This is a genomic window from Pseudomonas sp. CFBP 13711, assembly GCF_014842265.1.
GTDB lineage: Bacteria > Pseudomonadota > Gammaproteobacteria > Pseudomonadales > Pseudomonadaceae > Aquipseudomonas.
Genome location: NZ_JACYVI010000005.1, coordinates 157044 through 169879, shown reverse-complemented (window position 1 = coordinate 169879; position 12836 = coordinate 157044). Strand labels below are relative to the sequence as shown.

Below are 12836 nucleotides of genomic sequence, written 5' to 3'. Positions count from 1 at the left end.
ACATCGCGCTCTGAGGACCACCCACGTGGAAGCACTGCACAAGAAAATTCGCGAAGAAGGCATCGTGCTTTCCGATCAGGTATTGAAGGTCGACGCGTTTCTAAACCATCAGATCGACCCGGTGCTGATGCAGCAGATCGGTGACGAATTCGCCGCGCTGTTCGCGGGCTCCGGCATTACCAAGATCGTCACCATCGAGGCTTCCGGCATCGCCCCTGCAGTCATGACCGGTCTGAAGATGGGCATCCCGGTGATCTTCGCGCGCAAGCATCAGTCTCTGACCCTCACCGAGAACATGTTTTCTGCATCGGTGTATTCGTTCACCAAGCAGACCGAAAGCACCATCGCCATTTCTACCCGTCACCTGAACAGCAGCGATCGGGTGTTGATCATCGACGACTTCCTCGCCAATGGTAAGGCGTCCCAGGCGCTGATCTCGATCATCAAGCAAGCGGGCGCAACCGTCGCCGGCCTGGGTATCGTGATCGAGAAGTCGTTCCAGGGCGGCCGCGCTGAACTGGACGGCCAGGGCTATCGTGTAGAGTCACTGGCTCGCGTACAGTCGTTGAAAGATGGCGTTGTGACGTTTGTCTGATCCGGATTCACCTCTGGGGTGCGCAGCGGACGCCGCGCTTTGAGCCAGCAAACGCGCAACCCCGTGGGAGTGAGCGTGCTCACGAAGACAGACTGTCAGGCGCAGAGGTCACTGTGAATGTACCGGCCCCTTCGCGAGCAAGCTCGACTCCCACAGATTTCTTGCGGTCAGTAGAACAGGAGACACGTTATGGAAATTGGCGAAAAACTGAGCGTAGAGGCGTTCTTTGATCCGCAGACCTCGACCATCAGTTACCTGGTCATTGACCGCTCTACGCTTCAAGCCGCGCTGATCGACAGCGTGCTGGATTACGACCCGAAATCCGGGCGCACCAGCACGCAGTCCGCCGACAAGCTGATCGAGAGGGTTCGCGAGCTGGGCGTGTCGGTGCAGTGGATTCTGGAAACCCACGTCCACGCCGATCACGTTTCGGCAGCGGCCTACCTGAAAGAACAGCTCGGCGGCACCGTCGCCATTGGCAGCCACATCACCCGCGTGCAGAAAGTCTTCGGCACGCTGTTCAACGCCAAAGGCGACTTTGCCCGCGACGGCAGCCAGTTCGACCGGTTGCTGGAAGATGACGCGCACTTTCAGATCGGCAAGCTGCGGGCCAGAGCCATGCACACCCCTGGCCACACGCCGGCGTGCATGACGTACGTGATTGAAGCCGGCGATGAAGCCGTGGCGTTTGTCGGCGATACGCTGTTCATGCCCGACTACGGCACCGCCCGTTGCGACTTCCCCGGCGCCGATGCGCGCACGCTGTATCGCTCGGTCGGCCGAATTCTCGGCCTGCCGCCACAGACGCGTCTGTTCATGTGCCACGACTACCTGCCCAATGGCCGTGAGCTGATGTTCATGACCACCGTCGCCGAGCAACGCGCCAGCAACATCCATGTGCGCGAAGGCATCGACGAGGACGCTTTCGTCGAGATGCGCGAGAAGCGCGATGCCACCCTCGACATGCCGATGCTGATCCTGCCTTCGGTGCAGATCAACATGCGCGGCGGCAACCTGCCGGAAGCGGAAGACAACGGCGTGCGCTACCTGAAGGTCCCGATCAATGCGCTGTAAACCCTGCCGAGCGCGCCGATCAAGCGCGCTCACACCCTGAACAGCTACCTCCTGACAGCCCCCACGGAACTTGCTCACTTACGATGAATGAACACGAACTGATCGGAGCCGGCCTCGGTACGATCATTGGCGCGGTATTGGGATTGACGGGCGCCGGTGGCGGCATTCTTGCGGTGCCGCTGCTGGTTTTCGGGCTGGGCCTGACGATGATCGAAGCCGCGCCGGTGGGCCTTTTGGCGGTCGGCCTGGCTTCGGCCGTCGGTGCAGCGCTTGGGCTGCGCCAGGGTATCGTCCGTTACCGTGCGGCCATTTTCATCGCAATCATTGGCATCGCGCTGTCGCCGGTAGGGCTGTGGCTGGCGCACCAGCTGCCCAATGCGCCGCTGGCGTTGGGGTTTGCGCTGATTCTGTTTTATGTGTGCGGGCGGATCTACCGCAAAGCCGCTCACGAACTGCGCCACGGCAAACCGCCGGATCGTGGGGCATTCAGGCCCTGCGTAGTCAATCCGCTGGTGGGTCGGCTGCGCTGGACCCTGCCTTGCGCTCGGTCACTGGCGGCGACCGGTGCATTGGCCGGGCTGTTGTCAGGATTGCTCGGTGTGGGTGGCGGCTTCGTCATCGTGCCGGCATTGACCCGATACACCGACCTTGAGATGAAGAGCATCGTCGCCACGTCGCTGGCGGTGATCGCCCTGGTCTCGACCGGCAGCGTGATCACCGCCACCATCAGCGGCGCGATGCATTGGACTGTGGGGCTGCCGTTCGCCGTAGGGGCCGTCGCCGGACTGGTAGTCGGCAGACAGGTCAGCCGTTACCTCGCCGGCCCGCGGTTGCAGCAGCTGTTTGCCGTTAGCGGCTTCGTTGCTGCCGTGCTACTGGTGATCAAAACCCTCGGCTGAACGGATGCTTCAGTAAACGTGGGAAACATCGGGCCTAAGCCGTCGCCTGCAACCCCGCCAGCACCAGCCGCTGATACAGCTCTTCTCGCAACCCCTGCGGATGATCGAGGCCCATGCGCTGCAAATGCTCCGGATAGGCGCTCGCGTCAGGCGCTTCCAGCGTGGCCTTGCCCAGCTCGATGATTTCCGTGAGCTTGAACTTGCTCTTCAACCAGTTCAATGCACGGAGCAGATCGCGCTCTTCAGCCGTGAAATCGCTGCCCAGCGGGTACTCGATGAACAGCGACGGGAACTGGTCGCGGATGTCCTTCAGCCGCTCGGGCGTGTTCTGGCTGAACAGCGGATCAAGGCGGAAATCCTTCGGCAGCTTGCCAGCCTTTTGCGCCTGATCGATCAGGCCCGGCTGGAAGCGTGAATCGCTGATGTTGAGCAGCGCCTCGATCACCGCCGCGTCGGTTTTGCCGCGCAGGTCGGCGATGCCATATTCAGTGACGACGATGTCGCGCAGATGCCTAGGGATCGTCGTGTGCGCATAGTCCCAGACGATATTGGAATTGACCTCCCCACCCGATTCACGCCAGCTGCGCAGAATCAGCACGGAACGCGCGCCGTCCAGCGCATGGCCCTGAGCGACGAAGTTGTACTGCCCGCCCACACCGCTGACCACACGGCCGTCGGCCAATTGATCGGAGACCGCTGCGCCCAGCAACGTCACGGTGAAACAACTGTTGATGAATCGTGCATCCCGCCGTTGCAGGCGCTTGAGCGTCTCGTCGCCGTATAGCTCGTTGATGTAACTGATCGCGGTCATGTTGATCTGCGCGATCTGCGCCGGCGTGAATTCCCGCAGCCGCTCGTAGAAGCTGCGCGGCCCGAGAAAGAAGCCGCCGTGAATCAACACGCCGTCGCTATAAATCGATTCGTCCAGAACCCCGTCGTTGGCCATTTGCTGCAGCTCGACGTCGGCGTACACCTTACGGCGGATGATCCCCGCGTCCAGCAGCACCAGCAGGCCGTTGACCAGCATTTCGCTGCAGCCATAAAGCCCGGTGGCGAACGGCATCACCCCGCCTTGCGCCTCGATCAACGGCTTCCAGGTGGAAATGCCGTCCAACTCGGCCAGGCACGCGCGGTAGGTTTCGTTATCGGCCTGGCGCGCAAGCAAGGCGGCGGTCAGGGCGTCGCCCATCGAACCGATGCCGATCTGCAGCGTACCGCCGTCGCGCACCAGCGTGCTCGCGTACAAGCCAATGAAGTGATCCTGGACACCGACTGGCATGTTCGGCGTCGAGAACAGCGTGCTGCGCTCTTCATGCTCGATCAGCAGGTCGAAGGTGTCGGCGCTGACCTCGGCACCGCCCTGCATGTAGGGCAGATCCGCGTGGACGTGGCCGAGTATCAGAATGCGCTCGCCCAACCCACGGCGTTTTTCCACCATGGGCAGCAGGTCGAGGGTGATGTCGGGGTTGCAGCTCAGGCTGAGGTGATCGGGCCGTTGGGAGTCGCGGGCAATCAGCTGCGCGATCAGATTCAGACCATTGGCGTTGATGTCCCGCGCAGCGTGGCTGTAATTGCTGCTGACATAATCCTGCTGCGCTTCGACACTGCCCAGAAGGCTGCCGGGCTGCATGAAGAACTGCTGGACGTGAATGTTGGGCGGGAGGTCGTCCCGGCGCAGATCAGTGAGGAAATCCAGTTCAGGGTAATCGTCGAAGACGCGCTCGAGAAAGGGCTCCAGAAACCGTCCCTGCAAACCATCGCCGCCATCCGGTCGCCCGAGGCACAGCGCGGTGTAGATAGTCAGATGTCGATCGGGCAGCGATTTGATTCGGGCGTACAACGCGTTGGCGAAGCGATTGGGCTTGCCCAACCCCAGCGGCATACCCATATGGATGTGTGCCGGCAATTCAGCCAACACGTGATCGACAGCTTGCTCGATCGAGCAGGAATGCGGCATCCGGCCTCTCCTGATTTTGTTATTTGATAGCGGTTGGACCGGGCCTTCAGGGGATTTGCTGCACTGCGCGGCTTGCGCCCTTAAAAAACGACTGTCACACGGCCACTCAATCCCGCTTCGTCTCGATTTCCACCAACTTGTCCTCGATGAACCGCAGGTGTTGTTTTGCGCCGTTGCGAGGGCCATACACCCATAAGCTGACTTTAGCAGTGCCAAGCTTCGGGACGCCGTTGCTCCTGAGCGCGGGCATTTGATCAACACTGCTGTCGGGCGACCCGCACTTCTGGGGGACCACGTCGGCGGTGTCCCCCAGACTGATAAGCGCCGTGCCGCAGCGCATGGTCGCGTCAGCAGTGTCGGCAAACAGCAAGGCGGCCAGCCCGATGAAGATCAGTTTTCGGTTAATCATGTCGCTGATCAGAAATTCGCCGGCGTGGCCGCGCTGATGAGTCGCGCAGGAACGTCGAACGGGTTGCGAAAGCGATGGGGTCGGGAGCTCTCGAAGTAGTAACTGTCGCCCTCTTCGAGCACGTAGGTGTCCAGACCGACCACCAGCTCAAGACGGCCCTCGACCAGAATCCCGGTCTCCTCGCCCTCGTGCACGAGCATCTCGACGCCAGTGTCGGCACCCGGCGGGTAGACTTCGGAAAGGAACGCAATGGCGCGGCTCGGATGGGATTTGCCGACCAGTTTCATGGTCACGGCACCGTCCGAGATATCGATCAGTTCGCTGGCTTTATAGACCACTTGGGTCGGATTTTCGGGTTCGAGCTCTTCGGAAAAGAACTCCACCATGGACATCGGTATGCCGCCCAGCACCTTGCGCAGGGAGCTGATCGAGGGGCTGACGCTGTTCTTCTCGATCATGGAGATGGTGCTGTTGGTCACGCCCGCTCGTTTGGCGAGTTCACGCTGGGACAGACCTTTGAGTTTACGAATGGATTGCAGTCGTTCACCGACGTCCAATGCGGGAGTCCTCCTGATGATCAAGTTGGGTCAAGTGGCCGCCATCATGGCAACAGCGTTCAGTATTTACAACACTTGAGCCCATGGCCGGATCAGCAAAGGGACTGGCGGCCGTGACTGGCCGCGAAGGAGTGGTTTGCAGGGGATTGGCGAGCGGCGATCAGGCCCCGGAATAGAGCCTTGGCACGCGTTTCAGATTGCACAGAATCTGGTACGGAATCATGCCCGCGCTGGACGCAAGGTCGCTGATGAGGATGTTCTTGCCCCACAGCTCGACGCGGCTGCCCAGCCCTGCGCCCGGCACGTCGGTGAGGTCGACACAGAGCATGTCCATCGACACACGCCCGAGCAACTGGCTGCGATGCCCGTCGACCATCACGGGGGTTCCGGTAGGCGCCTGCCGCGGATAGCCGTCGGCATAGCCCATCGCGACCACACCAATGCGCATGTTGCGCTCGGCGACGAATGTACCGCCGTAGCCCACTGGCTCACCGACGGGCAGGTCACGCACGCAGATGACGCGGGATTCCAGGGTCATGACCGGCTGCAAACGATCGGCGACCGATTGCGGCTGATCAAACGGCGTCGCGCCGTAAAGCATGATCCCCGGACGGACCCAATCACTTGGCACGCTGGGCCAGCCCATGACGGCTGGGGAATTGCGCAGGCTGAGTTCGGCGGTCAGACCGGCACGGGCCGATTGAAAAATGGCCACTTGCTGATCGGTGCGCGCGCTGTCGAGTTCGTCGGCGCGGGCGAAGTGGGTCATCAAGACAATCTTCGCGGCTTTGCCGCTGTTCAGCAGCCGCTGATGGGCCGCCTGAAAATCCGCCGGGTGAATGCCAACGCGGTGCATGCCCGAATCCATCTTCAGCCACACGTTCAGCGACTTGCCGAGTGCGGTTTGCTCGATGGCATCGAGTTGCCAGAGGGAATGCACCACGCACCAGAAATCATGCTCGACGATCAGCGCCAGTTCGTCGGCCTCGAAAAAACCCTCCAGCAGCAGAATCGGTGCTTTGATCCCGGCCTGACGCAGCTCCAGCGCTTCTTCAATGCACGCCACGGCAAAGCCATCGGCCTCGGATTCCAGCGCCTGCGCAACCTGCACCGCGCCGTGGCCGTAGGCATCCGCCTTGATCACGGCAAGCGCCTTGGCGCCAGCGGTGTCGCGCGCCAGTTGGTAGTTGTGGCGCAAGGCCTGAAGGTCGATAAGGGCGCGGGCTGGACGCATGCTGGGGCTTCTTGTCGGTCAATAGATGGATATAGGTGGGTGAGCTACGGCAGCGCCGCAACCACCGACAGTTCAACCAGAATCTCAGGCTCGCACAGCTTGGCTTCAACCGTTGCACGCGCAGGGGCAAGGCCCCTCGGCAGCCAGGTGTCCCAGACGCTGTTCATGCCGGCAAAGTGTGCATCGATGTCTTTCAGGTAGATCGTCACCGACAGAATGCGGGTCTTGTCGGTACCGGCCAGGTCCAGCAATCGCTCAATGTTGTGAAGCGTCTCGCGGGTCTGCTGCTCAATCCCCGCTGCCATGTCGTCGGCCACTTGCCCGGCAAGATAAACGGTGCCGTTATGGACGACCAACTGGCTCATGCGCTCATTGGTGAGCTGGCGCTGAATGGACATGTTTTGCGATCTCCTTGGAACTGCCGTAACGGGAAATATCGAGGCCTTCAGCACTGATCTGCGGCGTTTTGCGCGCGATCAGGTCAGCCAGCAATCTGCCTGAACCGCAGGCCATCGTCCAACCCAACGTGCCGTGGCCGGTGTTGAGGAACAGATTGCGGTAAGGCGTTGCGCCGACGATAGGTGTTCCGTCCGGCGTCGTCGGGCGCAGACCGGTCCAGAAGCTGGCCTGCTGCAGGTCGCCGCCGTGAGGATAGAGATCGTTGACGATCATCTCCAGGGTCTCGCGGCGACGAGGATTAAGCGACAGGTCGAAACCGGCGATCTCGGCCATGCCGCCCACACGAATGCGATTGTCGAAGCGGGTAATCGCGACCTTGTAGGTCTCGTCGAGAATGGTCGAAGTCGGCGCCATCGCCGGGTCGGTGATCGGCACCGTCAGCGAGTAGCCCTTGAGCGGATAAACCGGCGCCTTGATGCCAAGCGGCTTGAGCAGTTGCGGCGAGTAGCTGCCAAGCGCCAGCACGTAGCGGTCAGCGGTTTCGAGCGTGCCATTGATGCGCACGCCCTTGATGGTGTCGCCGGCGAAATCAATGGACTCGATGGACTGGCCGAAGCGGAACTCAACGCCCAGCTTCACGCACATTTCGGCCAGACGCGTGGTGAACAGCTGGCAGTCGCCGGTCTGATCGTTCGGAAGACGCAGTGCCCCACTGAGGATATTGCTGACGCTGGCCAGGGCCGGTTCAACCCGGGCAATGCCTTCACGGTCGAGTACTTCATAGGGCACGCCGGCCTGTTCGAGCACGGCGATGTCCTTGGCGGCGTTATCCAGTTGCTCCTGAGTGCGGAACAGCTGGGTGGTGCCGAGGCTGCGACCTTCGTAGGCAATGCCGGTCTCGGCACGCAGCTCATCGAGGCAGTCGCGGCTGTATTCGGAGAGGCGAACCATGCGCTCTTTGTTGACCGCATAACGGTTCTGGGTGCAGTTGCGCAGCATCTGCGCCATCCACAGGTATTGATCGACATCGGCCGTCGCCTTGATTGCCAGCGGCGCATGGCGCTGCAGCAACCATTTGAGGGCCTTGAGCGGCACACCCGGTGCCGCCCATGGGGAGGCGTAGCCCGGCGACACCTGCCCGGCGTTGGCGAAACTGGTTTCCATGGCCGCGGCCGGTTGACGGTCAACGACCGTCACCTCGAAGCCCGCACGCGCCAGGTAATACGCACTGGTGGTACCGATTACGCCACTTCCAAGGACCAGAACGCGCATGTTGATTCCCTCATCGCGGATATCCGCTGACGTTTTCAAGTTTTAAGCAAGGATGTGCGCAGTATAAAAAGGCGTGAGCAGTGCTTTTGACTATATAAACGCCTATATTCGGCATTTCTTCTCGGCAACCGACGCTTTGGCAGAGGGCTCTTCGATGCGTACTCAGCACCAGTCCAAACGCGAGCTGGACAAGATCGACCGCAATATCCTGCGCATCCTGCAAAACGACGGCCGGATCTCCTTCACCGAACTGGGCGAACGCGTCGGGCTGTCTACCACGCCGTGTACGGAGCGGGTCCGGCGTCTGGAGCGTGAAGGCATCATCATGGGCTACAACGCCCGCCTCAATCCGCAGAACCTCAAAGCCAGCTTGTTGGTGTTTGTCGAGATCAGCCTGGACTACAAGTCCGGTGACACCTTTGAAGAATTCCGCCGCGCGGTGCTCAAACTGCCCCACGTGCTGGAATGCCATCTGGTGTCAGGGGATTTCGACTATCTGGTGAAAGCGCGGATTTCCGAGATGGCGTCGTACCGCAAGCTGCTGGGCGATATCCTGCTCAAGCTGCCCCACGTGCGGGAGTCCAAGAGCTACATCGTGATGGAAGAGGTGAAGGAGAGTTTGTGCCTGCCGATTCCGGAATAAGCATCCGAAACCGGCGCACCGCAAATGGCTTCGGCTAAACCAGGACCTGCCGCGTCGAGGCGATGAACTCATGCACCTGCTTCTCGGCGCGCGGGTGAATCAGGACCTCAGGGCGGCGACCGTTGGGGCATGGCAGGGTTTTTGTGGTGCCGAACAGGCGACAAATCAGCGGCCGCTCGTCATACACGGTGCAGCCGTGGGGCCCCAGGTGTACGCAGTTCAGCTCGTTGAACGCCGCTTCCTGCTCGGCTGGTGTCTTGCGCGGCAAGCGCGACATCTCTTCGGACGACGTGGTCACCGGCCCACAGCAATCGTGGCAACCCGGGACGCATTCGAACGACGGAATCTGCCGCCGCAGATCGCGGATTTTCTCGCTGTTGCAGCCCATCGCGGCAGTTTCCCCTGTGAAAGGTGCTGATTGTGCCCCAGCGCCTCCGGGACTTACACCCGGATGATCATGCACTGGCATTTTCTTGCCCGGATTCATTCACCCCGCTACCCTCCGTAAAATTTTCCAAACAGTGTTCTCGGGATATTCAACATGAATGCTCGGTCTCCCCAGCCCGGATTGTCTGATCACGCGGCCTCTTACTACGCCGCCACCCGCCATGCTCAGCCTGACCACCCTGCCCTGCACGGCGAGATCAAAACCGACGTCTGCATCATCGGCGGCGGGTTTTCCGGGCTGAACACGGCGATCGAGCTGGCTGAACGCGGCTTGAACGTGGTGCTGCTGGAAGCACACAAGATCGGCTGGGGCGCGAGCGGTCGTAATGGCGGGCAGTTAATCCGCGGCGTCGGCCACGATGTGGACCAGTTCAGCAATGTCATCGGCGAGGACGGCGTGCGCCAGCTCAAGCTGATGGGCCTCGAAGCGGTGGAAATCGTCCGCGAGCGCGTCAGCAAATACCAGATCGACTGCGACCTGACCTGGGGCTACTGCGATCTGGCGAACAAGCCCAAGGAGTTCGAGGGTTTTGCCAAAGACGCCGAAGAGCTGCGAAGCCTGGGTTATCGACACCCGCTGGAATTGATTGAAGCGGGCAACCTCAGCAGCGTCATCGGCTCACCCAACTATGCCGGCGCGATGCTGGACATGGGCTCGGGCCATCTGCATCCGCTCAACCTGGCGCTGGCAGAAGCCGCCATCGCTCAGTCACTGGGCGTGCAGGTGTTCGAACACTCGGCAGCGACGCGGCTGGAATATGGCACAGAGGTCAACATTCATACAGCTCAAGGGCGGGTGCGCGCCAGCACGCTGGTGCTGGGCTGCAATGCGTATCTCAACGAGCTCGATGGGGAGTTGAGCGGCAAGGTCTTGCCCGCCGGCAGTTACCTCATCGCCACCGAGCCACTGAGCGAAGAGCTCGCCAGCCAACTGATTCCGCGCAATACCGCGATGTGCGATCAGCGTGTGGCGGTGGATTATTTTCGGCTGTCGGCTGATCGACGCTTGCTGTTCGGCGGCGCCTGTCACTATTCAGGCCGCGACCCGAGCGACATTGCAGCGTACATGCAGCCGAAGATGCTCAAGGTGTTCCCTCAGCTCAAAGACGTGAAGATCGATTTTAAGTGGGGCGGGATGATCGGCATCGGCGCCAATCGCTTGCCGCAGATCGGGCGACTGCACACGCATCCAAACGTGTTCTACGCCCAGGCGTACGCGGGGCACGGGCTGAACGCAACGCATCTGGCCGGCAAGTTGCTGGCTGAGGCCATCAGCGGCCAACACAGCGGCGGGTTCGAGCTCTTTGCCAAAGTCCCTCACATCACCTTCCCCGGCGGTAAACATTTGCGCTCGCCGCTACTGGCGCTGGGGATGTTGTGGCACCGCTTTAAAGAGCTGGTGTAACCGGACTCGCCCCTGTGAGGCCGACTGCGTAACAGCCCTCATTCGCGCCAGAACGGCTTGAGCCCTTCATGGCGCGCCTGCTCGCTGCTCAAGCCAATATCCTTCAACTGCTCGTCAGTCAGTTTCAACAACGCGCGCCGACTGGCCAGGCGATGCTGAAACAGCCCCCACATCCCTAATCCTTCCGGCGCACTAATGCGCGAGCTCCCGTCCTGCTCCCGGACCAGCTCACCGGCATACAGCGTTAACCGAACATCACTTATTCCGCTCATTTCCAGACACCTCAGGGTGGGTTTCGAGTGGATTCATGATGTGTCTGTATGGAAAACCATTACAGATCCAAAGAATTATTATTCTTTGCATACAGATCGGTTTCCTCTCGCGCTGAATGCTGTATTTTCCCAACATCTGTATCGGTCTACCGATCGCCTCACCTTGTGGGAGTACGCCATGACCCTCTACGTCAACCTCGCCGAATTGCTCGGCACGCGCATCGAAAACGGCTTTTATCGCCCCGGCGACCGGCTGCCTTCGGTGCGTGCGTTGAGTCTTGAGCACGGCGTCAGCCTGAGCACCGTGCAGCAGGCGTATCGATTGCTGGAAGACAACGGGCTCGCGCTGCCACGGCCCAAGTCCGGGTATTTCGTGCCGGCTGGCCGCAAGACGCCCGCCCTGCCTGCGATAGGCCGCCCCGCCCAGCGCCCGGTGGAAATCTCTCAGTGGGATCAAGTGCTGGAACTGGCACGAGCCGCACCCAGCCCTGACGTGGTTCAGCTGGGTCGCGGCATGCCCGACGTCACCAGCCCGACCTTGCGTCCACTGACCCAGGCGCTGGGCAGGATCAGCCGTCGCTCGGACATGCCCGGGCTGTATTACGACAATATCCACGGCCGGCGTTGCCTGAGGGAACAAGTCGCGCGGCTGCTGCTGGATTCCGGCACCAACATCGATCCGGACGATCTGGTGATCACCACTGGCGCCCAAGAGGCGCTGGCCATCTGTATCCGTTCGGTGTGCCAGCCGGGCGACATCGTCGCAGTCGACTCGCCCAGCTTTCACGGCGCCATGCAGGCGCTCAAGGGGCTGGGCATGAAAGCCCTGGAAATCCCCACCGACCCGCTCACCGGCATCAGCCTCGACGCATTGGAGTTGGCGCTGGAACAGTGGCCGATCAAGGCCATACAGCTGACGCCGAGCTGCAACAACCCGCTGGGCTACATCATGCCGGAGGACCGTAAACGCGCACTGCTGACCCTGGCGCAACGCTTCGATGTGGCGATCATCGAAGACGATGTGTATGGCGATCTGGCCTACACCTACCCTCGCCCGCGCACGATCAAATCCTTCGACGAAGACGGCCGCGTCCTGCTCTGCAGCTCGTTTTCCAAGACCTTGGCGCCGGGCCTGCGCGTCGGTTGGGTCGCGCCCGGTCGCTATCTCGATCGCGCGCTGCACATGAAATACATCAGCACCGGTTCGACCGCGACCCAGCCGCAGCTGGCGATTTCGGACTTTCTCAAGGCCGGACACTACGAGCCGCACATGCGCCGGATGCGCGGCCAGTACCAGCGCAGTCGCGACCTGATGACCGGCTGGGTGACGCGTTACTTCCCGGAAGGCACCCGTGTGAGTCGTCCCCAGGGCGGGTTCATGCTGTGGATCGAGCTGCCGGAAGACTTCGACTCGTTGCGCCTGAACCGCGCGCTGCAGGGGCAAGGCGTACAGATTGCCGTCGGCAGCATCTTTTCAGCGTCCGGCAAATACAGAAATTGCCTGCGCATGAACTTCGCCGCCAAGCCGACCGCGCAAATCGAGGAAGCGGTGCGCAAGGTCGGCGCTGCCACGGCGCTGCTCATGCAGCGGACCGACCCTGCATGACCTTTGCAGCTAAACCTTTTGAAGCTTTTAACCTTTTGCGGCTTTTAACCTTTAGGAGAAAGCGCGG

General features: G+C 61.2%; 14 protein-coding genes. 6 read left to right on the top strand and 8 right to left on the bottom strand.

Features of this window, described 5'->3' with window-relative positions; all coding sequences use genetic code 11:
* Positions 1-25: 25 nt before the first annotated feature.
* The 3 genes from IFT47_RS11750 to IFT47_RS11740 all read left to right on the top strand — a co-directional run bounded on the left by IFT47_RS11750 (position 26) and on the right by IFT47_RS11740 (position 2568).
* On the top strand, positions 26-595 hold the full coding sequence (locus IFT47_RS11750) for a xanthine phosphoribosyltransferase (protein WP_122534147.1): 570 nt from the start codon (positions 26-28) through the stop codon (positions 593-595).
* Positions 596-784: 189 nt separating this feature from the next.
* Positions 785-1669, top strand: a complete 885-nt coding sequence (locus IFT47_RS11745; RefSeq protein WP_192171439.1) for an MBL fold metallo-hydrolase — start codon at positions 785-787, stop codon at positions 1667-1669.
* Between the two features lie 83 nt (positions 1670-1752).
* On the top strand, positions 1753-2568 hold the full coding sequence (locus IFT47_RS11740; RefSeq protein WP_192171440.1) for a sulfite exporter TauE/SafE family protein: 816 nt from the start codon (positions 1753-1755) through the stop codon (positions 2566-2568).
* 34 nt (positions 2569-2602) lie between these two features.
* Here IFT47_RS11740 and IFT47_RS11735 read toward each other — a convergent pair whose 3' ends face one another.
* The 6 genes from IFT47_RS11735 to dadA form a co-directional block, all read right to left on the bottom strand.
* Positions 2603-4525, bottom strand: a complete 1923-nt coding sequence (locus tag IFT47_RS11735) for an acetyl-CoA hydrolase/transferase family protein (RefSeq protein WP_192171441.1) — start codon at positions 4523-4525, stop codon at positions 2603-2605.
* Positions 4526-4631: 106 nt separating this feature from the next.
* Positions 4632-4934: a DUF2845 domain-containing protein gene (locus tag IFT47_RS11730; protein WP_192171442.1), complete on the bottom strand. Its 303-nt coding sequence runs from the start codon at positions 4932-4934 to the stop codon at positions 4632-4634.
* An 8-nt stretch (positions 4935-4942) separates the two neighbouring features.
* Positions 4943-5491: a cupin domain-containing protein gene (locus IFT47_RS11725; protein ID WP_037016647.1), complete on the bottom strand. Its 549-nt coding sequence runs from the start codon at positions 5489-5491 to the stop codon at positions 4943-4945.
* A 160-nt stretch (positions 5492-5651) separates the two neighbouring features.
* On the bottom strand, positions 5652-6725 hold the full coding sequence (alr, locus tag IFT47_RS11720; protein ID WP_192171443.1) for an alanine racemase: 1074 nt from the start codon (positions 6723-6725) through the stop codon (positions 5652-5654).
* A gap of 44 nt (positions 6726-6769) precedes the next feature.
* Positions 6770-7123: a RidA family protein gene (locus IFT47_RS11715; RefSeq protein ID WP_192171444.1), complete on the bottom strand. Its 354-nt coding sequence runs from the start codon at positions 7121-7123 to the stop codon at positions 6770-6772.
* Positions 7095-8396: a D-amino acid dehydrogenase gene (dadA, locus tag IFT47_RS11710; protein ID WP_192171445.1), complete on the bottom strand. Its 1302-nt coding sequence runs from the start codon at positions 8394-8396 to the stop codon at positions 7095-7097. The genes IFT47_RS11715 and dadA overlap by 29 nt, the downstream gene beginning before the upstream one ends.
* 154 nt (positions 8397-8550) lie before the next feature.
* Here dadA and dadR point away from each other — a divergent pair, with 154 nt between their 5' ends.
* Entirely contained in the window at positions 8551-9039 is a 489-nt protein-coding gene (gene dadR / locus IFT47_RS11705) for a transcriptional regulator DadR (RefSeq protein ID WP_065988245.1), read from the top strand.
* Positions 9040-9073: 34 nt separating this feature from the next.
* Here the strand turns inward: dadR and IFT47_RS11700 are convergent, their stop codons facing one another.
* Complete coding sequence (locus tag IFT47_RS11700; RefSeq protein ID WP_192171446.1) at positions 9074-9427, bottom strand: YkgJ family cysteine cluster protein; 354 nt, start codon at positions 9425-9427, stop codon at positions 9074-9076.
* 153 nt (positions 9428-9580) lie between these two features.
* On the opposite strand from IFT47_RS11700, the gene IFT47_RS11695 reads away from it, so the two are divergent.
* Positions 9581-10891: an NAD(P)/FAD-dependent oxidoreductase gene (locus IFT47_RS11695; protein ID WP_192171447.1), complete on the top strand. Its 1311-nt coding sequence runs from the start codon at positions 9581-9583 to the stop codon at positions 10889-10891.
* Between the two features lie 38 nt (positions 10892-10929).
* Here IFT47_RS11695 and IFT47_RS11690 read toward each other — a convergent pair whose 3' ends face one another.
* Positions 10930-11163, bottom strand: coding sequence for a DUF1127 domain-containing protein (locus IFT47_RS11690; RefSeq protein WP_122534158.1), 234 nt, complete (start codon positions 11161-11163; stop codon positions 10930-10932).
* 178 nt (positions 11164-11341) lie between these two features.
* Here IFT47_RS11690 and IFT47_RS11685 point away from each other — a divergent pair, with 178 nt between their 5' ends.
* Complete coding sequence (locus tag IFT47_RS11685) at positions 11342-12769, top strand: aminotransferase-like domain-containing protein (protein WP_192171448.1); 1428 nt, start codon at positions 11342-11344, stop codon at positions 12767-12769.
* The last annotated feature ends 67 nt before the right edge of the window (positions 12770-12836 follow it).

Excerpts from the sequence above, each read along its gene's own strand:
- IFT47_RS11745 (WP_192171439.1), top strand. The coding sequence starts at position 785 with ATGGAAATTGGCGAAAAACTGAGCGTAGAGGCGTTCTTTGATCCGCAG.
- IFT47_RS11740 (WP_192171440.1), top strand. The coding sequence starts at position 1,753 with ATGAATGAACACGAACTGATCGGAGCCGGCCTCGGTACGATCATTGGC.
- IFT47_RS11735 (WP_192171441.1), bottom strand. The coding sequence starts at position 4,525 with ATGCCGCATTCCTGCTCGATCGAGCAAGCTGTCGATCACGTGTTGGCT.
- IFT47_RS11730 (WP_192171442.1), bottom strand. The coding sequence starts at position 4,934 with ATGATTAACCGAAAACTGATCTTCATCGGGCTGGCCGCCTTGCTGTTT.
- alr (WP_192171443.1), bottom strand. The coding sequence starts at position 6,725 with ATGCGTCCAGCCCGCGCCCTTATCGACCTTCAGGCCTTGCGCCACAAC.
- IFT47_RS11715 (WP_192171444.1), bottom strand. The coding sequence starts at position 7,123 with ATGTCCATTCAGCGCCAGCTCACCAATGAGCGCATGAGCCAGTTGGTC.
- dadA (WP_192171445.1), bottom strand. The coding sequence starts at position 8,396 with ATGCGCGTTCTGGTCCTTGGAAGTGGCGTAATCGGTACCACCAGTGCG.
- dadR (WP_065988245.1), top strand. The coding sequence starts at position 8,551 with ATGCGTACTCAGCACCAGTCCAAACGCGAGCTGGACAAGATCGACCGC.
- IFT47_RS11700 (WP_192171446.1), bottom strand. The coding sequence starts at position 9,427 with ATGGGCTGCAACAGCGAGAAAATCCGCGATCTGCGGCGGCAGATTCCG.
- IFT47_RS11695 (WP_192171447.1), top strand. The coding sequence starts at position 9,581 with ATGAATGCTCGGTCTCCCCAGCCCGGATTGTCTGATCACGCGGCCTCT.
- IFT47_RS11690 (WP_122534158.1), bottom strand. The coding sequence starts at position 11,163 with ATGAGCGGAATAAGTGATGTTCGGTTAACGCTGTATGCCGGTGAGCTG.
- IFT47_RS11685 (WP_192171448.1), top strand. The coding sequence starts at position 11,342 with ATGACCCTCTACGTCAACCTCGCCGAATTGCTCGGCACGCGCATCGAA.